Raw genomic sequence first — 21,212 nt, 5'->3', positions numbered from 1 at the left:
TGGCGAAAAGAGAGCCCAGCCCGGAACCAGACTGCTCCGGAAGTATGCATTGTAACGAATTCCCGACCATGCGGGTGATGATTCTCGCGTTCTCCGGGAGTGTCAATTGTGGAATTCAATCGGTCGAGTCGTCAAACTCCCCACTTGTGGCCAAAGGGCCTGTCGTCGAATGGATCGTGGGAGAGTTGTATTATGCATAAGTATGTCATCATGGGTGTTCAGGGTTGCGGCAAAGGTACGCAGGCCAAACTCCTCAAGGATGATCTCGATCTTGTGCATATCAGCGTGGGAGATATTTTTCGCTGGCATATTCAGACCCACACCAAGCTGGGTGCGCGAATCAAGCGGCAGATTGCGGAAGGGCAGCTGGTTCCCGACGACACGGTCGAAGACATCATCCGGGCACGACTGGGCGAACACGACTGGAACTACGGCTTTATTCTCGATGGTTTCCCGAGAAATCTTGTGCAGGCGAGGTTCTTTCTCGAGAGCTACGACATTGATGCCGTCATTCATATCGATGTGCCCGATCAGGTGGTGTTTGAACGCGTGCTGGCGCGAAGGCTCTGCAGCAACTGCGGGCTGGATTACAATCTGATTTTCCATCGCCCTGCACAGGATGATGTGTGCGATGTCTGCAATGGCAAGCTCGTTCAGCGGGATGATGACAATCACGATGCCATTCGATCGAGGCTAAACGACTATCGCACGAAAACCGAACCGGCGCTGGAACTCTTCCGCAAAAAGGAACTTGTTATTGATGTCGATGGGCGCCTGACCCGCGATGAAATCCAGGCCAACATCCGCGCAGGGTTGGGGATAGCGCCTAAAAATGACTGAGTCGGACAAACAAGCGCGATTGGCAACTTATACGGTTCCAGGGAAACAACTGCACTTGGTTGGTTGTGAAAACATGCTTGCCCAGAGCTGCAAGCATGGCACACAGAGCGCTATTTCTTTACGGAAAGCGTATTAGTGTGAGGTGGCCTGCACGAGTTGCGAGAAGAGCAGACGCAATTCGGGTTGATGTCTGAGTGCGCCGATCAAGGTGTGCTGATCAATTCGCGATTGCCGGAGTTGGCGGGCCAGCGATTCATGATGAATCTTGCGGAAGAGCTTCCACTGGCGGTACTGAATCCACGAACTGATTGCGACACCAATCAGCAACCCGAAGCCCACATCCAAAAACCAACCCGAGACGCCGACATCCATCGCTTGATGGTGGGCTACACACAGCCAGAACCAACCCAGCACACCAATGACAATTGGCCGTACGGAAAGACGTTGCAAACGCTCGTTGATCTGCACGAGTCGACCGTAGAGAGCCGGGTCGTCCAGAGGATCGGATTTCTGCAGATTTTTGACAGCTTCGCAGACAAGTTCCCCATCGCGGCGGGAAACCACAATGGATTCTCCGTTTGAAGGGAGAAAATCCGCCAGATACTCAAGTTCTTCGAATGGTGATTGAGGCATGGCTGACATGTCCGGGGGAGGGACGAAGTCTCATGCAACTGGCTCTGCCATTTGCCTCTGCCAGTCCAACAGATGAAGTCGCATCCTCCGGCTGATCCTCACCAGAATCCTGGGTGCTGATTTCATCTGAAAGGCAGGTGACGAAAGTCTAATCGAGCCGGGCGAGGAGTTCCAGAATCTTCCCCAGATCATTCTCGACACCCTGCGGCATATTGCGGAAGGGTGTTTCGGTCACGCCACGGCGAGCCAGCTTCGATTCAAACATGTCACGATTCCCCGAGTGATACGCGACGGTGGCATCGGGATCTTTGAGTTGATGGCCAGTGAGAATGCACACCACTCGGTCGGAAGGCGCGATTACACCTTGTGCCCGCAGAAGACGGGCACCGGCCACACTGGCAGCACTGGCTGGCTCGCAGCCGAAACCGCCTGCTCCCACCTGCGCCTTGGCGTCGAGAATTTCCTGATCATGAACATCGCGAACGACGCCGTCACAGGTTTCGAGAGCTCGCAGGCACTTCATCAGATTGACGGGGCGGTTGATCTCAATGGCACTGGCAATGGTATCGGCACGGCGGGAATTGAGATCCATTTCGGCATAAAACCGGTTGATGGTCTCCAAAGGAACATTGCCATTATTCCAGCGGACATGATGCTCATTGTAAAGCTGCTGCAGAGTGTTGGCTCCGTGAGCGTTGATGACGGCCAGTCGCGGGATGCGATCAATCAGGCCCAGTTGCTTCAGTTCGGCCAAGGCCTTGCCGAACGAACTGCTGTTCCCGAGATTACCACCGGGAACCACAATCCAGTCAGGAACTTCCCAGCCGAGACCTTCGAGAACTCGATACATGATCGACTTCTGGCCTTCGAGGCGGAACGGGTTGACACTGTTGCACAAGTAGATGCCTCGCTCGGAAGAAACTTCGCGAACGCGAGCCAGGGCGTCGTCAAAGTCACCCATGATCTGGACTGTGCAGGCATCGTAATCAAGAGCCTGTGAGAGCTTCCCGAAGGCAATCTTGCCACTCCCGATGAACACCACAGTCCTGAAGGCTTTGGTCGAGCTGGCGTAGATGGCCAGTGATGCGCTCGTATTGCCTGTCGAGGCACATGCAGCCACATGAGCTCCCACCATGCGGGCATGTGTGGCGGCGGCAGTCATGCCGTTATCTTTGAAGCTGCCGGAGGGATTGAGCCCTTCGTACTGCAAAAACAGATTTCCGTGCTGCACACCGACGTAACTGGCTACAGCGGCTGAGTTCTGGAGAATCGTCTGACCTTCTCCAATGGTGACAATCGACTCTTCGGGAGCGAAGGGGAACAACTCGCGAAAACGCCAGACGCCGCTGAAATCGAGAGGCTGATTGCGGCGGCTCCAGCGCTGTTCGAACCAGCGCATCGAGCCCGGCACGCGGATTCGATTCCAGTCGTAGCCAATATCGAGCAGACTTCCGCAGGCTGTGCATGAAGTGAGTGTCTGATCGACGGCATAGGTCGCCCGGCAAGTCGGTTCAATACAGACCTGGAAAGCCGCATCGGTCGGTGAGGAGCGGAAAAGTTTGGCGACAGGGGGAGTGATGGCGGCAGTAGGTGGGGTCATACAATCAACCTTTGCAGAGCGGGGATGATCAATGGCCTGCGGGACAATGATCTGCTCCGAATGTGGGCTTTCTTCGTGGAGACTCTCGGAAGGAAATCGTGACGTAATGGTTGTGAAGGTTTGGGAGTTCGTTTTCGTATTCAATTGAGTGATGAAGGAACCATTCCATTACTCTTCAGGGGTATGAAATCGGGGAAAATCTTTTCTGAAAATTTGTGTTCCCATCATCGGACTCAACTGTTGTTATGCACTGCGGTCATCAACGGGTAAAAACTGCAAATCGGTTGGCCCGATGTAGGCTCCCAGCGGTCTCAGCTTCCAGGTGGTGCGGATCTGTTCCATGTAATGAGCCATCCAACCGGCGACGCGCCCTGTGGAAATCACGACGGGAGCAGCATCCACTGGTAATCCAAGATACTTCATCATTCTGACGACGGCCCAAAGAAGTGTGGGCCCTTGTTCGGCAACTTCCCAGGCGGCGGCTTCGATCCAGTCGGCATGCTCCTCCCAGACCTCAAAATCGGGCTGATCGGAGAGCTGATCGGCCCAATCGCTAAGAACACAGACACGGGCATCGCCTCCGCGGGGAATGCGGGGCCCGAAGCCGGGAAGAATGGCTCGTTCTTCCCAGAGCCTGTGAATCAGATCGCGGCTCATTTCCGGGCTATGAACTGCATCCAGCAGATCGGCAATCGCGCGGGCTTCATCGAGTGGGCATTCACCTGAGAAGATGCTCAAGGCGGCCACCATGGCTCCCAGAACATCGACGCGACTGCCAGCCGCCAGGCGTGCTGCCAGAGTACTGGGTTCGTATTCGAAATCGGCGGAAGTGATCAGCAGTGCATCCATCGCCATGGAATGTTCATCGCGTGGCTCAATGCCTGAGGCGAGGCGGAGGAAATTTCCACCATAGGAGAGTTCTGAGTGGTATTCGGCGTCGTCCGGTAACGTACCCCCAGCCACAGCGGCAGCCATAATCGGGTAGCGTGCGAGGAGCCGATAGGCTTTTTCGCGTTGAGCAGCCAGTGAGTTATCCTGAGCCTGGGGGTCGAGCGTAGCCGTGAGGCTGACGGCTGTTCTTAAGGCATCAAGACCGGGAACATGCATGGGAAGATTGACCAGCCAGGTGGTGACTTCGTCATCCAGGCGGCCGTCTTCAGAAAGTGCGGCTTCGAGATCGGCCAATTCTTCCGGGCTGGGCAAAGAACCTTCGATGAGCAGCCAGGCCACCTCAGGAAATTGAGCATCGCGCGACAGATCTTCAACACGGTAACCACGGTACTGCAATGACGGTTGTTTTACCGTGATCGAGGTATCGCCCACGACGAATTCGCCTGGAGAAAGCTGTGGTGGTCGCGATGCCATAAATTCCAATCCGAAACGGAAGAGCACAAATTTGAGCGGCTACCTGAATGGTCAGCCCTGACTTAACCGGCAGTATCTCCCAAACTCAGTTTCAGGCGTAGATAGAAATCGATGATTTCGCAGCAACCATTGATTTCTCGGAAAATCGATTTCTCTCGACAAAACAGTCTATAAGACAGAGACGCTCCGTCACGACTTTCCAAAATTGATCATATCCACACGAAAGGGGGCTGACCAGACTTCCTGATCCTGCACTTTTGCAAGTATCAAGAGGGTTGACTTTCTTTCCCCGACGACTGGAGAGATTTACTCATTGAGTGCAGTATCAAATTTTCAGGGGGTTGGTAAAGGCAGAAATGGAGATTTGGGCAATGGATTCCGGTCGATAAAGTCTTGAACGGCCTGGCGGGATTGGGGATCACCCCAGTTCTGGTCTTTGAGCATGGTCTGGGCGAACTGGATGATTTTCTGTTTTCCCGTCGTGTTCGAGAAAGCACCCTGTCCCCATTGAGCTTGAATCATCGGCCAGGCTCCCCAGTCTTTCCAGCGGGCCAGATCGACTAGCGCAACTTCACCTAATTCTCTTTTGGGTAATAGTTTGCGTAGCTGGTTGCGGAGGATCTCGGGTGGCAGATGGAGGGGATTCTCTTCCCAGAGGAAACGGAGTAGATTCACGGTGGCGTAGAGTTCGGCAGGTGAAGTCTGAGGGTTGTCGAGTTTGGCGTGGCAGATCTTTTCGAGGCCCGTCTGACCTTCGAGCAGGACGAAGCCTGCCATCATGCCGTCAATTCCGAGGCGGGTTTCCTGGGGCTGAACAGGACGCAGGATTTCTTCGAGCATCCAGGCGGCATCTTCACCGTTACCAACAAGCCCTAACATCATGGCATAAAGACCTTTCCGAATAGGGAGAACCTGTTCGGATCGCAGCCATTGCCGGAGTTTCTCGGGTTGATAAATGGCTTTGATGGAGGCGACATCGGCATAGGTGGCCCGACTGAATTCGGCAAAAGCATCGTTGCCGATTTCCGGATCGAGAGATTCAAGCCCCTGCCAATAAAACTCCAGCCGCTTGGCATTCTTCTCCTCAAGTGGGGGGGCTTTGCGAATGTATCCATAAAGCACTTCATTGACTTCTTGCACGAGAAGCCAATTCGTGTTTTTTTCTTTCGGACTGGCATCGGCCTGCCCCATGAGGAGGAGGAGATCGCCTGGCTGTCCATCTCGGGCATAAGGGACGGAGACTTTTCCCTCCTTTTTCCAATCCTTCGGGTCCCCCTTGAGGAGATCGACAATTTCAAAAGTTGTCGTGGCTTCCTGTTCAGAATGCACCTTCTGGCCTTTCCATTGCACCAGAATGGCGACATCACTGTTGGCCAGATGTTCGGCATAAGTCGGTTGCGATGGCGGGCAGAATGGGCAATGGGCAGTCCATGCACCATGAGAAGTCATGCCGAGGATCAAAAATGCGACCCAGGAAGCGATACCAGTCAGCCAGCTTCGGAACAACGTAAGTGGAATCACAGAATCTCTTTGCGGTCTGGAGAGTGGGTTGAAGTTCATGGCAGAGATGATCCTGTTTCCCGTGGATGACAGCCATTAGAGTTCGTTGCGTATTCATGATGCACAGGCTGAACATCTGTTAGATCAAATTTTTGTAGAGTAAGATATTTTACAGTAATGAGTTACGGTGTTTCTCGTGAGGGCCTGGCTGCCAGTTCAACGGAGGGGGTGGCTCCTGAAAGCGAAAAAGACTGCCCGGGCCGACATGCAACCTTTTTGATTCAGGGAAATCCTGGTTTGAGATTTTGCGCAACGTCAGATGAGATTATGTCTTCAGTCGAGTTCATAGTCGCCAGATTCGCCCGAATTGACGATATAAAACTTCTTGGCTTTGGGAAACATGGCAATTGGCAGCCACAATCAGTTGTCACTGATTTTTCGACAGGCCACAATCCAACAATTCGACCGACGTTGATCTATCGATAAGGGAGTGTTCTGCATGCTGCATGATGACCATTGGGCTGCCCGTCACTCCCGCTGGTTTCGAACTCAGGTGAACTTCTTCGTACTTATGGGCATGATGATCAGTTGCACCTCTGGTTGTGGAGGTGGTGCTACTCAAATCCCCACAGTGAGAAGAATTGCGGAAGATGTCATTCCACCACCCGCCGAGGTGGCTGCACCAGTGATCGCGACCTCACCCCAGCCTGCAAATGCGGCATCTGCCAATGAGCAATCGACTTCGACGAAAGCTGCTGACTCCTCAGAATAACTGACATGACTTGAGCATATTGAACTCAATCGATTGATCAAGAATATTCACCATTCATTCGCCTGAGATTGATTGCTGACAACGCCCACCTGCTCACCCCTTAAGTTTTACAGACTCCGCCATGCCTGACAGCCTGTTGAAATCGATGCCTTTCGCCTCCTTTGCGAAAACTGCTGACCAGCCAGTTGGCTGTGGCCAATTGCAGGATTCATGGCATCTGGCAGGTCTGCTACGTTCCTCATTGCACTCCCTGGTGTGGGGCGTGATGTTGCTGCTCGGAGCTTCAGGGTGTACCCCGAATCCTGCGGTCGAGTTTACTCCTCGCACATCGACCACTCTCCTGGCGCCCAATGCCCGGCAAGCTGTCGAGCACACTTTGCTGACTCACTTTGGAACTCCTGACAATCTTGTCGTGTGGGATCGCCTGAGTGTGATTGATTTCGGCGGGGCCAAAGCCACCGTCGAATCGCTGGATGCAAAAGCCAGTTCGTCTGCCAAGGCCGTGATGGTGGTGACTTTCGATAATCAGTCTGACCTGGCAAAAAATCTGCGAGTGGGTGCCCCTGTTCGCTGGGTCAGCGGTGCTCGTGAGGGTATTCAGGGGGATCGGGTCGCGGCCTTCGATGCAGCCACCCGGCAGGTTTCAATTGCTCTGGAAGGAAAAGCAGGATCAGCACCTGCTGAAGAATCACAGGAAGAAACGTCCTCTTCCAGCAAGCCTGTCGGTGAGATTGCCGCCGGTGATGCACTGGTTGTTGACGATGGTGGCCTGCTGGCTCAAGGCCGGGTTGTTTATCAAAGAAACTGTATGCACTGTCATGGATCGACAGGCGATGGAAAAGGGCCAACGGCTAAATATATGCAACCACCGCCGCGTGATTATCGCGACGGGATTTTCAAGTTCACTTCGACACAGGCTGCGGAACGTATCACGCGTGATGATCTGACGCGTATCCTCGACGATGGCATCCCCGGGACATACATGCCTTCGTTTCTATTGATGGATCCCACTGAGAAGAAGGCTGTGATTGAATATGTCCGCTGGCTTTCGATTCGAGGTGAGATGGAAAAGCGAATTACGGACGACCTGGGCGATTTTTCCACCAAGGATTTAAAGGCCGAATATACTCAAAGTGAAGCTGCCTATCAGGCAGCACTCAACAAGGGTGAAAAAGCTGAACCTCCAGCACCAATCACGCCTGCGGTGGATGCACTGCAAAAGGACTTTGCTGAGTTTTTCGAAACCGATTATCAGGGTGTCGTTGAGGATACGGCCGACTTTCTGGTGTCCGCCTGGGAACGAGCTGAAACGCCTGAGAGTGTGATTACCCCTGCCAAAGCACGCGTTCCCGATGATGCGGCATCTCGTGAGCGAGGGCGTTTGCTGTATCTCTCTGATAAGACCAAGTGCTACACCTGCCATGGTGCACAGGGCCGAGGTGACGGCCCGGCCAATTTTGAATATTGGAAAATGCCTTCCGGCGATGGAAATTATCCACGTCCAGGCCTGCATGATCTCTGGGGGAATCTCCTGCCGGCCCGTGATCTGACACGAGGAATTTATCGAGGAGGACGGCGTCCTGTCGATTTGTATCGCAGGCTGTATGCAGGGATTAAGGGCACACCCATGCCAGCCTTTGGTGGCGTGACTTTAACAGACGATGAAATCTGGGATCTGGTGAATTATGTCCTGAGTGTCGAGTTCACTGCCAATGGAACGAGTTTGTCTGATGCCGAATCTTCATTAAGGAAACTGCCGGCAACAGACAAAGCGCAAGTTCAAGAAACGAAGGCTGAAAAAATCACTGAGGCCGAGCCGGCACGTTCTGCCAGCTAGTTGAATTGAGAGTGGAAGTCAGTCGATGTGATTAGATATCGTTGAGTTTTAAATTTCAGTTGTAAAATAACAATTCGATTTTTTGCCAATAAAGGCTGATGTTCTGTGGCAAGATTCTGGTCAATTTACTTTATGAGCTGGGCAGCCTTGGCAGTGGCTTTGTGCCTGGCTGCGCCGTCACTAGGCTGGTGGTTTCCGGATACTGGCGAGGCGATGTCGAGCATTGGCCGCCGGATTGATGGGCTGTTTTATATCATTTTGTGGATCACCAGTATTGTCTTCGTAGGGACTCAGATTGCACTGGGTTATGTACTTTGGAAGGGGGCTGTTAAGCCTGCCCACGAGAAAGCGACGTACTCCCATGGTAATCATACCCTGGAAGTGATCTGGACGGTGATCCCCGGGATCGTGCTGTTGTTCATTGCGATCTATCAGATGGATGTCTGGGCGGCTTTCCGTATGCGGAATTATGCCCCGGGGGAAATTGAAGCGATTGCCGAAGTGACCGCTCGTCAATTCGAGTGGCGGATTCGTTATCCCGCTCCCGGCAAGCCACTGATGCCCATGCCTCAGCCCGATGATGTTTATACCGTGAACGACCTGAGGATCCCGGTGGGGAGGCCGGTCTCCATCAGTTTGAGATCAGGCGATGTCCAGCATTCGTTTTTTGTGCCTGTATTGCGTATCAAGCAGGATGCCTTGCCGGGAACTGTCATTCCCGTCTGGTTCGATGCACTTCAGCCGGGAAGCTATGACCTGGTCTGTGCTGAGTTGTGCGGTTGGGGCCACTACAAAATGAAAGCCCGAGTTTTAGCGACTTCAGAAGAGTTATTTCAAAAGTGGAAGCAGGAAGCGGTGCTGCTCCAGGCAGATGACGGACTCCGTTTGGCCAGCCCACCGCAAAATACGGCCGCTGATCAAGCCCAGACTTCGACTCCTTAAGTTTTGCTGGACGATTTATCTCTGATGTTGAGTGACTGATATTGTTTTCGACGTTCCCGTAATTGCTGGCAAAAGTCCGTTTGTTAGTTGACATAGAAAAAGGACGTACCATTGAGTGCGACCATTACACCACCTGCTGTCTCTATTCCTCCTGGAGATGAAATGCACGCTGTGCATCATCAGCCGGGCTGGATTCGTCGCTATATATTCTCAACCGATCATAAGGTGATCGGTATCCAGTTCTTATTCACGACTCTGTTGATGCTGATGGTTGGCGGAGCGTTGGCTCTGGGCGTGCGCTGGCAACTGGCGTGGCCGTGGGAGCGGATGCCAATTCTGGGGGACATGCTCTTTCGCACAGATGGCGGGCAGATCACTCCCGAAGCCTACACCATGCTGTTTACGATGCATGCGACCGTCATGATCTTCCTGGTGGTCATTCCCATTCTTGCGGGTGCTTTTGGCAACTTTCTGATCCCACTGCAGATCGGTGCCGAAGATATGGCCTTTCCGACACTCAACATGTTGAGCTACTGGTTCATGTGGCCTGCCATCGGCTGCTTCATGCTGTCGTTTGCTTATGATGGCGGCCCGGCGGCAGGCTGGACGATTTATCCAGTCCTGGCGGTCCTTCCCCAAGCTGCTCCAGGTTCAGGCTTTGCACAAACACTCTGGCTGTTTGGACTGACATTTGTCGGTTTCAGCTCAATGTTCGGGTCGATCAACTATATGACGACCATTATTAATATGCGTGCCCCGGGCATGACATTGTTCCGCATGCCGATGACGATCTGGGGAATGTTTATTACCGCAATTCTTCAGGCATTTGCTTTGCCTGTTCTAACCGCAGCCGGTTTTATGATGCTGGCTGACCGCATGCTCGGAACCACGTTCTTTATCCCGGGCGGGCTGGTTGTCAATAACGCTCCGGCAACCGTGGGTGGCGGACAACCGCTGATGTGGCAGCATTTGTTCTGGTTCTATTCGCATCCGGCTGTTTACATCATGTTACTACCAGCCATGGGGATGGTGAGTGATATGCTGGCCTGCATGAGCCGCAAGCCTCTGTTTGGCTATAAGCCGATGATTTTTTCCATGGCGACAATTGCGGGCCTGGGATTCATTGTCTGGGGGCACCACATGTTTACCAGTGGGATGAACCCGATTGTCGGCATGACGTTTATGGTTTCGACGATCCTGATTGCGCTTCCATCAGCCATCAAGACGTTCAACTGGATTGGCACGATGTGGGGTGGAAAGCTCCAGTTTAATACGGTGCTATTAAACTGCGCGGCTTTTGTGTCGATGTTTATTACCGGCGGACTTTCGGGCATTTTTATGGCCGCTGTCCCTGTCGATGTCTATATCCATGATACTTACTTTATTGTCGCTCACTTTCATTACATCCTCTTTGGATCGACTCTGTTCGGGATTTTTGCGGCGATCCATTTCTGGTTTCCAAAAATGTTCGGCCGCATGATGAGTGATCGCCTGGGGCAGATTCACTTTTTTATTACCTTTGCGGCTTTCAACTGCACATTCTTCCCCATGCATCTGTTAGGGATTGGTGGTATGCCCAGAAGGTATGCCGATCCTTATCACTTCCCTTATCTGGAACATCTGCTGCCGCTGAATCAGTTCATGACTTATGCGGCGATCGTGATGGGGTTTGCCCAGTTCATTCTGCTGTTTAATTTTGGCTGGAGCATTTTCTTCGGCAAGAAGTGTGGAAGAAACCCATGGAATTCGAATGGGTTGGAGTGGCAGGCACCTTCGCCACCGCCACATGGGAATTTTGATGTGCAGCCTGTGGTCTATCATGGGCCTTACGAATACAGTTCGCCCGTATCTGGCGAGAATGATTTTTTACCACAGACGGAATACATGCCACGTCGGCCCGATCAGTCTCAAGGGCATTGATACGACCGATTTTGTTATGTGAGAGATTCAAGAGACTTATTAATAGAGACATCGAGAGAAAGTCATTAGCCGGTTTTTAACTTACAATTCGAGTCGAGTGCCATTATGAAAAATCTACCCTCCATATTTGCGTGGTTGACGCTGATTTCGGCGTTACCTCTCATTTCGATGGGGGCTGTCGTGACGACTGTCGATGCGGGCATGGCCTTTCCAGATTGGCCAACTTCGGATGGCTACAGCATGTTGGCTTACCCTTGGCTGCAATCGATTGGGGAGCCAGACAAGTTTCTGGAGCACGGGCATCGTCTGGCGGGAATGCTGACAGGTTTTTTCGCACTTCTACTATGCGGTTCAGCTTTTCTGACACCACAACGACCGGCTGTTCGCATTCTGGCAACTTTGGTTTTAGTGCTGGTGATTGCCCAGGGATTGCTGGGCGGGATGCGCGTCAGTCAGGTAAGTAAAGTTCTGGCCATGATCCATGGGAACTTTGCCTGCTGGGTCTTTACGGTCATGGCGATCGCTGTGGCAGTCATGAGTCCTCGCTGGGCGAATGTTGAGCGATTGCCGACAGGCACGCGAACCCGGGCAGCTTTTTCGGCTACAGTCGTCCTATGTCTGGTCTTCTTTCTGCAGTCGGTTCTTGGAGGGATGCTCCGACATCTCGGTGCAGCTCATGCGTGGCGAGATCATCCCTACTTTGCATTTGTGGTTCTGGGAGTCGCTGCGATCACCTGGGTACTGATCCGCCGACTTCATCATCCCTGGCTCAGCAGTTGGGCCAATCTGATGCTGCTTCTTGTGAATGGGCAGTTCCTCATTGGATTGGGGACCTGGCTGTTTCGCTATGGCTGGCCAGATGCCGGGATTGTGGCCATTCAGCAGACGTCGGCTTTGAGTGCTTTGAGATCGCTCCACACGCTGGGAGCTGTGCTGGGTTTTATGGGATTGGGTGTGATGATCGCACGCTTGATTCGGACAGCCCCAGTCCACGCCCCGGTGTCAGAAACTACAGTGGAAACAAAAACTCGCAATAGCTCGCTGACAACCCCACTCGATGGTTCCAGCCGACTTGCTGGAGGTGCTGTTTAACGATGTCGCAGAACTCCCCGCTGTTACCAAATTCATCGCTTCCACAGCATTCATCACAGAGCATTGTGCTCGATGAAACCCGCATCGAGGCTTTGGGAAGCCGGCTGGCTGACTGGCTGGCAATTTCCAAGCCGCGAATTGCGGTGATGGTGCTGATTACGGTCACTGTCGGCTACACGCTGGCGCCCCGCGAGAACTGGGACTGGGCCGTGTTGCTCTGGACCTGGGCTGGCGTGGCTCTGGTTTCTACGGCCTCCTCGGCTTTGAACCAGTGGCTGGAGCAGGAGACTGATAGTCGAATGCGGCGGACGCGAAATCGTCCGTTGCCGGCAGGGCGAATGTCCCCCTGGGAAGCCCTGGGTGTCGGTCTGCTCATGGGATCTGCCGGCTGTACAATGCTCGTGGCGATGGTCAACATCCAGACGGCAATTCTGACAGCCGCCACCTGGGCACTTTATGTCGGTGTTTATACGCCACTGAAGAGAGTCTCGCCGATCTGCACAGCGGTCGGTGCCATTCCTGGAGCGTTACCCCCTGTCATTGGCTGGGCAGCGGCTGGTGCCAATCTGGATCTGGCTTCGTTCTCGCTGTTTGCCATTCTCTTCTTATGGCAGTTCCCGCACTTTATGGCCATTGCCTGGAAGTACCGCGATGAATATTTGCTGGCTGGTCTGAAGATGCTTCCGATGGGATTGCCAAAACCCCATGTGACAGGGTTGATTGCGACCGCGTATGCCACAATTCTGATTCCGATCAGCCTGTTACCCGTTGTGGCAGGTGTGGGTGGCATGACCTACTTTGTACTGGCGATTGTGCTGGGGCTGTGCTATCTCGCTGCTTCGATAGCGTTTGCCTGGCATGAACGACCAGCGACGGCCCGCCGGCTGATCCTGGTATCAATTGTGTATTTACCTCTGGTGCTATTGGCCTTGGTGGGAGATCACCTGGGCCTGCTTTCAATGTCGTCTTCTGCCATTAACTAATGACGAACTGATTTGAGTTCTTTTGTTTCCCGGCCACTGAAGAAAACTGCACTCTATGCACTCCTCAGCACCAGCAACTGCTTCCCAGGCCGGAACTCTTCCGCGTATGGGTCTCCCCATTCCGAATTCCAAACTGGGAATGTGGCTGTTTCTGGGGACCGAGATTATGTTTTTCTCGGCCTTTATCGGTAGCTATATCATCAGTCGAAATGGTTCTCCCGGCTGGCCGACCGATCCGCACGTTACACATATCAATGTCTGGCTGGGCGGGCTGAATACCTTCGTACTGATTGTCTCCAGCTACTTTGTCGTCGTCGCTCATGAAAAGATGCTGGTGTCGAACTTCAAGGAGGCCCGCAAATTTATCGCCTTCACTCTGCTGCTGGGACTGGTTTTTCTTGGGATTAAATCAGTCGAGTACGCGGGTAAGTTCGAGCACGAAATCATCCCGGGAAAAATTCCGGAAACGCCGACGGAAGCGATGTTCGCCACAGCCAGCCGGCTGCAACGTGTCGTGGATCGTGAACTGGCAGCGATCTTTCCTGGTTCACCTGCTGCTGACCGCCGAACTGAACTGGGCAATCGCATTGCCAGTGCCGGAAACGAAACCGCGACAACCGATCCCAAGGATGCTCCCCCAGCAGGAAAAGCTGCAACCGTGGCACAGCTCAAGGCACTTTCTCGCCTGAATGAAGCAGCGAGCAGTCTGGAAAATCATGTTCGATTCGGTTTGGCCATGTCGGTGACTCCCGAGCAGCTGATTGAGTATCGGAGTTCGCCGACTCCCGGCCAATTTCCTGCGATTACACTTGCCGACGTGAATTCGTTTGTGGAGTCACTGAAGAAGGATGTCGAGTTATCGCCCATACTGGGAAACTTTCATCCCGCGGTGCCGATACTCTATGGAAACCTGTTTGCTTCGAACTATTTCCTGATGACAGGTTTTCACGCACTGCATGTGATCATCGGACTGATCATGTTCCTGGTCCTTCTGGCGATGGGCAGTAAGCTGGCATTCCGGCATGCCGTGGTCGTTGAAAATGTCGGGTTGTACTGGCACTTTGTGGATCTGGTGTGGATCTTCCTGTTTCCATTAATCTACATTATCTAATGATTGATATTTGATCTTAATGTCTGTTTAGAGCAGGGTCATTCCAACTGGTGAAACATGGCTGATATGGCACATCTGCACGGAAATACTTACTTTCGTGTTTTTCTCGCTCTTTGCGGGCTGACGGTACTCTCAGTCGTCGCTGATCTGCTATCACTGGCAGACCGCCGCATCATCGTGGCGATTGTGCTGGCTGTCGCGACGGCCAAGGCGCTCTGTGTGATGCTCTACTTTATGCATCTGAAGTTTGAGAGCGGCTGGAAGTATGTTTTACTCGCACCGACGATTGTGCTGGCCCTTGCTTTGCCGCTGTCGCTATTACCGGATGTGGGCATGCACTATTACCCGCAGGATACCCGGCAAAGCCGGGAGTATGCCCGTCTGCAGGCAGATGGTGATTCAGGTCACCATTCCAGCGAGCCTACGAACGCCCATTAACGCTGCTCTCCTTTTCTTCCAGATGATGTGTGAGAATGGCTGAAGGATTGGTGCATACGACTGCGCTAAGTGATGCTCTACTTGATGGAAGATGCAATTCGACCACGAAGGTTACGAAGGTTGAGGAAGAGTCAGCAGTTGAAGGTGTTGACGCTGGGGGCGTATCAGCAAGTTAACCTTGGTCAGTCGTTGTTTTTGACAACATGATTGGTGATCAGAAAGAGTCCGAAGACCATAAAAAAACATTCCTCGATCGGGTGAACTCTGAAAGAGGACTTTCAGCCGATCGAGGAATGTTCGTTAATTCTCTTCAAGTGCAACAGGGCGTGTGGCAAATCGCTATGTTAACTCGCTGAGAATGTCGATGGTTCAAGAGAAATCAGGCATCGCGTGGGCTGATGCGGATTTCATTTTGAGGCAAAGCGGTGCCTTGACCCATTTCCGGGGTCATTTCTTCGGGAGGAGCAGGTTCTTCAGCAGGGACAGGTTCTCCGCGCTGGCTGCGAATCTGCTCTTCAAGGACATCGCGGTCAATTTCACCGTTGGCACAAATCGATGCCACCGATTCTTCGACATGCTTTTGGCGGTAGTAAGAGCCAGCTGTCCAGGCTCCACAGGACTGATGACCCCGCACCACGTAGCTTTGGTCAAGACTGCGGAAAGCCTCGGCCAATTCGACCATCTCGGCGTTAATGGCATTTGTGGCGGCGTTCAAGCCAACGACTGTGCCCAAAACTCCGACTGTGCCCAGCAGCACGAGTTCGGCAGAGAGAACTGCCCCCTGACAATCATCCCAAAGTGCTTTGAAAATCTGCATTTGCGTCTCCTCGATGGGTTGCCACCCGGTTGATCCGACCACATCGGCGACGAGCCGGTGCGATAATGCGGTTTACGCCGCTTGTGCGGATTGTAACGAATATGGACGCTTTGTAAAGAATGCGTAGTCTGGGTTGTTTAGAAAAATTGACAGTTTGTTTCAGGAATGAGTCGGCCTGAAGAGTTGTAACCGTGGCGAGGCAGGGGTGATCTGTTATGCCCGTTGATTTTCTGCGAAGAGTTGAGTCGGGGAAAACTATCAGGAATCGGAGTTGCCCACTTGCGAACAGCAGAGCTCGCGCGGATGATCTCGGGATCGTTGACGATGCGCATCGAGAGTTTTTAACGATTCAAATACAAACCCTGTTTGGAGTCGCCTGGCATGGCCAGTGATGCTTCTGTGATTTCGACTGCTCCGCCCTTAAGTGGTAACTTGAGATTTCGGTTATCACTGATGATGTTCCTCGAATTTTTTATTTGGGGAGCCTGGTTGCCAGTCAGTTTCGGGCTGTTTCCAGCGATGGGGTTTGATGAGACACAGCAATCGCTGTTACACATCTGTTTTCCGATCTCGGCGATTCTTGCCATGTTCTTCGGGAATCAATTTGTTGACCGGAACTTCGCTGCAGAGAAATTCCTGGCCTTAAGTCATTTATTAGGCGGGGGGGCACTGCTCGCCTTTGGAGCGTTGGCCTGGCAATCATTCCAGCCGGACGCAGCACCTGCAAACTTCTATATCTTCCTGGCTTTGATGGCTGTGCATTGCCTCTTTTATGTTCCGACCATCTCGGTCACCAATACTTTGGCATTTGCAAACGTGAATGACCCCCAACGGGATTTCGGAACGTTGCGACTGTTTGGAACCATCGGCTGGATTCTTGCGAGTTGGCCCTTTGTATTCATTCTGGTTGACTGGGCCAAAGTGCCAGATATGGCAGCCGCCGGTGGAGTGATTGGCTGGCTGGGCAAAGCACTGGGAACGCCGCTGGAAGGGCGCGCACTTTCGCAGGGAACCAGCTGGGCCTTTATGACAGGTGGTCTCGGTGCTCTGCTGTTAGGTGTTTTCAGCTTTTCTCTGCCGCATACACCGCCTAAGAAAATCCATGAGCCGGGTAAGAGCCTGGCCTGGGTGGAGGCATTTAGTTATCTGAAGAAGCCATTCCTTCTGGTGCTGTTCTTTACGACTTGGATTGATGCAACTGTCCATGATGGATTTTTCTATTATGCGAACAGTTATCTGCAGCATGTCGGTGTTCCCAGCAACTGGACACAGGTGGCCATGAGTGTGGGCCAGATTGCCGAGATTCTGACGATGTATTCGCTGGGATATGTCCTCAGTAAGCTCGGCTGGCGATACACCATGATTATCGGAATTCTGGGCCATACACTGCGATTTGGCTTATGGGCTCTGGCTCCGAATCCTTACGTTGCAGTGAGTATGAATCTGGCTCACGGAATCTGCTACGCGTTTTATTTTGCAACGCTATATATCCTTGTCGACGAGTACTTCCCGAAGGATGCGCGAACGAGTGCGCAGGGGCTCTTTAACTTCCTGATTCTGGGAATGGGCCCACTCACTTCGCGGCTGGTCTGGGGTCGGCTTCAGGCCCTGTTCACAACGGGAGATACAATTGAAAATAAAGTTGTGAACTGGAGCCAGTTACTGCTCGTTCCGGCCGGAGCGGCATTCTTTGCTGCCATTCTGCTATTACTCTTCTTCCATCCACCGAAGTCGAGTGGTTCGATCAAAGTCAGTCACTAATCAGGGTTGGTCGATGATGCCTGGTTTTTGAAGCCGGGCGATGAATTCGCAACCATATCCCATGAAATTCTGAGTGAATCATCAGTCTATGGATGGCTTGAAGTGCGTGCTTCAAGCCATCCATTGGCTTTTTGACAGGCATGGGCGGAGGTTTTGCCGAGGTGATTCACTGCTGGAAATTGCCTGGGGAAGATTGATCGCAGGTCGAGGCAGTTCCGCGAATTTTGTGGACAATTCCACCATCATATGTTGCAATATGGATTGATCCGCTGTTCGGATGATCTCAATGATCGATCATCTCCCGCCTGCTGAAACGTCAAGCTGACAGGTGCATTTACGGGATTTCATGACTTGAAGTCTGTTTCTCCCTGAGTGCCTCATCCCTGAAAGAGCATCCCCTATGATTTTTGACCTGCGCGGCAACAGACTTTCTGGCAAGTTATTGGCGGCTGTGTGCCTGGTAACAGCTCTGGAAATGACCATTCCGCAGCTTGCCAGTGCCAGTGAAAAGCTGCAGTTCAATCGGGATATTCGTCCGATCCTGTCGAACAGTTGTTTTCAATGTCATGGCCCGGACAGTGCGAAGCGGGAAGCCGGGCTGAGGCTGGATCAGCGGGCAGCGGCTGTCGCGCAAACTGCTTCCGGAGTGCAGCCGATTGTCCCGGGCGATCACGCTGCCAGCGAGATCATCTCGCGGATCCTCTCAGATGATCCCGATCTGAAAATGCCACCGCCTGAGAGTGGCAAAACAGTGACTCCCGAACAACTGGCGACACTCAAGCGCTGGGTGAGTGAAGGTGCGGAATATGAATCACACTGGTCGTTCCTGCCGATTCAAAGGCCTGCTGTTCCCGCTGTCAAAAATGACAGTCGAGTGCGTACTCCGATTGATCAGTTTCTACAGGCCCGTCTCGAAAAAGAGGGTTTGGGCTTAGCCGATGATGCTGATCGGGTGACGCTCATCAGGCGGGTCACGTTCGACCTGACGGGTTTGCCTCCCACACCGGCTGAGGTCGAGGCTTTTGTGACGGATCCTGCGCCAGATGCCTATAGCAAAGTGGTCGACCGGCTGCTGGCTTCGCCGCGTTATGGAGAGCACATGGCCCGCTACTGGCTGGATGCCGCCCGCTATGGGGATACGCATGGTCTGCATCTGGATAACGAACGTTCGCTCTGGCCTTATCGCGAGTGGGTCATCAATGCCTACAACAATAATCTGCCGTTTGATCAGTTTACGATTGATCAGCTGGCGGGAGATCTTTTGCCAGCACCGACGCTCGATCAGCGGGTAGCGACGGGGTTTAATCGCTGCAATGTGACGACGAGTGAAGGGGGGGCGATCGACGCCGAATGGTATGTCCGTTACGCCATTGATCGTACGGATGCCGTCGGGACTGTTTGGATGGGTCTGACACTGACATGTGCTTCGTGCCATGACCATAAATTCGACCCGATTTCCCAGAAGGAGTTTTACTCACTCTATGCCTTCTTCAACAGCTTGAGTGATCGGGCCATGGATGGAAATGCGTTGCTTCCACCACCTGTGCTCAAATTGCCGACGGCAGATCAAGAGGCTCGAATGGCGGAGCTCAACAAAGAAATCGCGACCTTAAAACAGCAACTGGCGCAGAAGCGCAAGGAGACTCCTTATGTCGAGCCCTCGCTCGATGCCCCGGCTGATGCATTAACTGTGACCCGCAGGGACTACATCTGGATCGATGATGTTCTCCCGCCAGGTGCCCAGCCCCAGTCGAACACGGGGTCGTGGAAGTTTATTTCGGCTGCTGAGGGCCCGGTTCTCGCTGGAAATCTGGCATCAACGCGTACCTCCGAGGGGCTGGATCAACATTTCTTTACCGGGGCGACTTCCCCACTTGCGATTGGTGAAGGAGACGAGCTCTTTGCGTATGTCTATCTCGATCCTGCCAATCCGCCAAAAACGATCATGCTCCAGTTCAATGACGGCACATGGGAGCATCGCGTTTACTTTGGCGAAGATGCGATCCCTTATGGCAAGGCAGGAACTGTGGGCCATCGACACGGTGGGCCCTTGCCACCCGTCGGACAATGGACACGAATTTCTGTCAATGCCCAGCATGTGGGCCTGGCTTCGGGTGCAAAGCTGAATGGCTGGGCCTTTACGCAGTTCGGTGGAACTGTTTATTGGGATAAAGCCGGCATTCGCACGTTGACACTTCAGAACGGTGAATCGTTTAATTCGCTATTGGCATGGGAAAACTATCAGAAACAACAGAAGAAGCCCGCACTTCCGGACAATATCGCCAAGCTGATCAAGATCGAATCTGACAAGCGGAATGCTAATCAGCAGAAACAGATTGTCGAGTACTTTGTCGAGTATGTGCATCCGGAGACTCGCCAGCTCTTTGAGCCGCTGAATGGGCAGATTGCCAAGCTCCAAAGCGAAATCGATGCTGTCGAAAAACAGATCCCAGCCACGCTCGTGAGTGAAGATATGGCACAGCCACGTGAGGCTTTTGTGCTGATTCGGGGGGCTTATGATAAACCGGGCGAGAAGGTCTCCCGGGCGACACCAGCAGCATTGCCATCCATGCCCGAAGACTTGCCACGCAATCGGCTGGGGCTGGCCAAGTGGCTGGTTTCGCGAGAACACCCACTCACTTCGCGAGTGACGGTGAACCGGATCTGGCAACAGATTTTCGGTATCGGGATTGTGAAATCGAGCAACGATTTCGGATCACAAGCTGAATGGCCGACGCATCCCGAACTGCTCGACTGGCTGGCCTCCGAGTTCATAGAGTCTGGCTGGGATCACAAGAAATTCTTGAAGCTGATCGTGATGTCCCAGGCTTATCGGCAGTCCTCCAAAGTCACTCCGGCGCTTTATGCGAAAGACCCTGAGAATCTGTTATTGGGCCGTGGTCCACGTTTCCGGCTGGATGCAGAAACCATCCGCGACAGCGTGCTGTTTACCTCGGGATTGCTCGTGGAACGAAAGGGCGGCAAAAGTGTGCGGCCTTATCAGCCCTCGGGAATCTGGGAGCCAGTCGCATTTCAAAGTAGTAACACGCGGACATATACCCGCGATCAGGGAGAGGCGCTCTTTCGTCGCAGCCTCTATACCTTCTGGAAGCGGACAGCTCCACCACCATCGATGACGACATTCGATGCTCCATCCCGCGAGACCTGCACAGTCCGCAGGGCGAGGACGAATACACCCCTCCAGGCGTTGGCGCTGATGAATGATGATCAGTATGTCGAAGCAGCTAGGCATCTGGCAGGGCAGATGATCAGTCAAGGGGGCGAGACTGCCGCCGAAAGGCTGAACTTTGCCTGCCTTCGCGTATTGAGTCGCAATGCGAAAGCCGATGAGTTGGCAGTCCTTGAGCGAGTTCTGGAAAAACAACTGGAAATTTATCGTGCGGATAGTAAGGCAGCTGAGGAACTGCTGAATGTCGGCACACTTCCAAAACCTGGTCAGATGGAAGCACCGGAGCTGGCGGCTTATACCATGGTGGCCAATCTGATGCTGAATCTCGATGCGGCGATTACGAAGGAGTAGTTGCTGAGAGTATTTAGTTCAAGCGTATTTTTCGAAATTGCCTGTCCTTATGGAGTCAAA

The 21,212-nt window shown here is 53.0% G+C and carries 17 protein-coding genes; 12 read left to right on the top strand and 5 right to left on the bottom strand.

Annotation, left to right across the window (positions count from 1 at the left end):
- Nucleotides 1-68 precede the first annotated feature (68 nt).
- Complete coding sequence (locus tag PLIM_RS24895; RefSeq protein ID WP_261340081.1) at nt 69-200, top strand: hypothetical protein; 132 nt, start codon at nt 69-71, stop codon at nt 198-200.
- A complete protein-coding gene (locus PLIM_RS15240; RefSeq protein WP_013111218.1) occupies nt 193-840 on the top strand; it encodes an adenylate kinase family protein in 648 nt (215 codons plus the stop codon). The genes PLIM_RS24895 and PLIM_RS15240 overlap by 8 nt, the downstream gene beginning before the upstream one ends.
- 132 nt (nt 841-972) lie before the next feature.
- On the opposite strand, the gene PLIM_RS15235 is transcribed toward PLIM_RS15240, so the two are convergent.
- From PLIM_RS15235 to PLIM_RS15220, 4 genes are all read right to left on the bottom strand, one after another.
- Nucleotides 973-1,473, bottom strand: a complete 501-nt coding sequence (locus PLIM_RS15235) for a hypothetical protein (protein ID WP_013111217.1) — start codon at nt 1,471-1,473, stop codon at nt 973-975.
- Between the two features lie 148 nt (nt 1,474-1,621).
- Nucleotides 1,622-3,073, bottom strand: a complete 1,452-nt coding sequence (gene thrC, locus PLIM_RS15230; RefSeq protein WP_013111216.1) for a threonine synthase — start codon at nt 3,071-3,073, stop codon at nt 1,622-1,624.
- Between the two features lie 243 nt (nt 3,074-3,316).
- On the bottom strand, nt 3,317-4,438 hold the full coding sequence (locus PLIM_RS15225; protein ID WP_013111215.1) for a citrate/2-methylcitrate synthase: 1,122 nt from the start codon (nt 4,436-4,438) through the stop codon (nt 3,317-3,319).
- Nucleotides 4,439-4,771: 333 nt separating this feature from the next.
- Nucleotides 4,772-5,998 (bottom strand): hypothetical protein, encoded by a 1,227-nt coding sequence (locus PLIM_RS15220; protein WP_013111214.1) that lies wholly within the window; start codon nt 5,996-5,998, stop codon nt 4,772-4,774.
- Nucleotides 5,999-6,437: 439 nt separating this feature from the next.
- Between PLIM_RS15220 and PLIM_RS15210 the strand changes: the two genes are divergently transcribed.
- The 8 genes from PLIM_RS15210 to PLIM_RS15175 all read left to right on the top strand — a co-directional run bounded on the left by PLIM_RS15210 (nt 6,438) and on the right by PLIM_RS15175 (nt 15,033).
- Entirely contained in the window at nt 6,438-6,710 is a 273-nt protein-coding gene (locus tag PLIM_RS15210; protein ID WP_013111213.1) for a hypothetical protein, read from the top strand.
- A gap of 121 nt (nt 6,711-6,831) precedes the next feature.
- Nucleotides 6,832-8,547 carry a c-type cytochrome gene (locus PLIM_RS15205; protein ID WP_013111212.1) on the top strand — a complete coding sequence of 572 codons (1,716 nt, stop codon included), beginning with the start codon at nt 6,832-6,834 and terminating at the stop codon, nt 8,545-8,547.
- Nucleotides 8,548-8,679: 132 nt separating this feature from the next.
- Nucleotides 8,680-9,489 carry a cytochrome c oxidase subunit II gene (coxB, locus tag PLIM_RS15200; RefSeq protein WP_013111211.1) on the top strand — a complete coding sequence of 270 codons (810 nt, stop codon included), beginning with the start codon at nt 8,680-8,682 and terminating at the stop codon, nt 9,487-9,489.
- Between the two features lie 162 nt (nt 9,490-9,651).
- Nucleotides 9,652-11,409 carry a cytochrome c oxidase subunit I gene (locus tag PLIM_RS15195; protein WP_013111210.1) on the top strand — a complete coding sequence of 586 codons (1,758 nt, stop codon included), beginning with the start codon at nt 9,652-9,654 and terminating at the stop codon, nt 11,407-11,409.
- A 105-nt stretch (nt 11,410-11,514) separates the two neighbouring features.
- The gene (locus PLIM_RS23055) at nt 11,515-12,501 is read left to right on the top strand and encodes a COX15/CtaA family protein (RefSeq protein ID WP_013111209.1); all 987 of its coding nucleotides are present in this window, start codon (nt 11,515-11,517) and stop codon (nt 12,499-12,501) included.
- Between the two features lie 2 nt (nt 12,502-12,503).
- A complete protein-coding gene (cyoE, locus tag PLIM_RS15185) occupies nt 12,504-13,484 on the top strand; it encodes a heme o synthase (protein ID WP_013111208.1) in 981 nt (326 codons plus the stop codon).
- A gap of 55 nt (nt 13,485-13,539) precedes the next feature.
- Nucleotides 13,540-14,595 carry a cytochrome c oxidase subunit 3 gene (locus PLIM_RS15180; protein WP_230849320.1) on the top strand — a complete coding sequence of 352 codons (1,056 nt, stop codon included), beginning with the start codon at nt 13,540-13,542 and terminating at the stop codon, nt 14,593-14,595.
- A gap of 57 nt (nt 14,596-14,652) precedes the next feature.
- Nucleotides 14,653-15,033, top strand: coding sequence for a cytochrome C oxidase subunit IV family protein (locus tag PLIM_RS15175; RefSeq protein ID WP_013111206.1), 381 nt, complete (start codon nt 14,653-14,655; stop codon nt 15,031-15,033).
- Nucleotides 15,034-15,412: 379 nt separating this feature from the next.
- Here PLIM_RS15175 and PLIM_RS23050 read toward each other — a convergent pair whose 3' ends face one another.
- The gene (locus tag PLIM_RS23050) at nt 15,413-15,850 is read right to left on the bottom strand and encodes a hypothetical protein (RefSeq protein WP_013111205.1); all 438 of its coding nucleotides are present in this window, start codon (nt 15,848-15,850) and stop codon (nt 15,413-15,415) included.
- A gap of 381 nt (nt 15,851-16,231) precedes the next feature.
- Between PLIM_RS23050 and PLIM_RS15160 the strand changes: the two genes are divergently transcribed.
- Together PLIM_RS15160 and PLIM_RS15155 are read left to right on the top strand one after the other, a co-directional pair.
- Entirely contained in the window at nt 16,232-17,611 is a 1,380-nt protein-coding gene (locus PLIM_RS15160) for an MFS transporter (protein WP_013111204.1), read from the top strand.
- Between the two features lie 400 nt (nt 17,612-18,011).
- Nucleotides 18,012-21,152 (top strand): PSD1 and planctomycete cytochrome C domain-containing protein, encoded by a 3,141-nt coding sequence (locus PLIM_RS15155; RefSeq protein WP_013111203.1) that lies wholly within the window; start codon nt 18,012-18,014, stop codon nt 21,150-21,152.
- Nucleotides 21,153-21,212: the final 60 nt, after the last annotated feature.

It is taken from the genome of Planctopirus limnophila DSM 3776 (assembly GCF_000092105.1).
Taxonomy (GTDB): domain Bacteria; phylum Planctomycetota; class Planctomycetia; order Planctomycetales; family Planctomycetaceae; genus Planctopirus; species Planctopirus limnophila.
Note: the sequence above shows the minus strand (reverse complement) of the source record. Positions and strands in the feature narration are given on the sequence as shown.

Coding starts and splice junctions, on each gene's coding strand:
- PLIM_RS15210 (WP_013111213.1), top strand. CDS start 6,438: ATGCTGCATGATGACCATTGGGCTGCCCGTCACTCCCGCTGGTTTCGA.
- cyoE (WP_013111208.1), top strand. CDS start 12,504: ATGTCGCAGAACTCCCCGCTGTTACCAAATTCATCGCTTCCACAGCAT.
- PLIM_RS15195 (WP_013111210.1), top strand. CDS start 9,652: ATGCACGCTGTGCATCATCAGCCGGGCTGGATTCGTCGCTATATATTC.
- PLIM_RS23055 (WP_013111209.1), top strand. CDS start 11,515: ATGAAAAATCTACCCTCCATATTTGCGTGGTTGACGCTGATTTCGGCG.
- PLIM_RS15225 (WP_013111215.1), bottom strand. CDS start 4,438: ATGGCATCGCGACCACCACAGCTTTCTCCAGGCGAATTCGTCGTGGGC.
- thrC (WP_013111216.1), bottom strand. CDS start 3,073: ATGACCCCACCTACTGCCGCCATCACTCCCCCTGTCGCCAAACTTTTC.
- PLIM_RS15220 (WP_013111214.1), bottom strand. CDS start 5,998: ATGAACTTCAACCCACTCTCCAGACCGCAAAGAGATTCTGTGATTCCA.
- PLIM_RS15160 (WP_013111204.1), top strand. CDS start 16,232: ATGGCCAGTGATGCTTCTGTGATTTCGACTGCTCCGCCCTTAAGTGGT.
- PLIM_RS24895 (WP_261340081.1), top strand. CDS start 69: ATGCGGGTGATGATTCTCGCGTTCTCCGGGAGTGTCAATTGTGGAATT.
- PLIM_RS23050 (WP_013111205.1), bottom strand. CDS start 15,850: ATGCAGATTTTCAAAGCACTTTGGGATGATTGTCAGGGGGCAGTTCTC.
- PLIM_RS15240 (WP_013111218.1), top strand. CDS start 193: ATGCATAAGTATGTCATCATGGGTGTTCAGGGTTGCGGCAAAGGTACG.
- PLIM_RS15155 (WP_013111203.1), top strand. CDS start 18,012: ATGATTTTTGACCTGCGCGGCAACAGACTTTCTGGCAAGTTATTGGCG.
- PLIM_RS15205 (WP_013111212.1), top strand. CDS start 6,832: ATGCCTGACAGCCTGTTGAAATCGATGCCTTTCGCCTCCTTTGCGAAA.
- PLIM_RS15180 (WP_230849320.1), top strand. CDS start 13,540: ATGCACTCCTCAGCACCAGCAACTGCTTCCCAGGCCGGAACTCTTCCG.
- PLIM_RS15175 (WP_013111206.1), top strand. CDS start 14,653: ATGGCTGATATGGCACATCTGCACGGAAATACTTACTTTCGTGTTTTT.
- coxB (WP_013111211.1), top strand. CDS start 8,680: ATGAGCTGGGCAGCCTTGGCAGTGGCTTTGTGCCTGGCTGCGCCGTCA.
- PLIM_RS15235 (WP_013111217.1), bottom strand. CDS start 1,473: ATGCCTCAATCACCATTCGAAGAACTTGAGTATCTGGCGGATTTTCTC.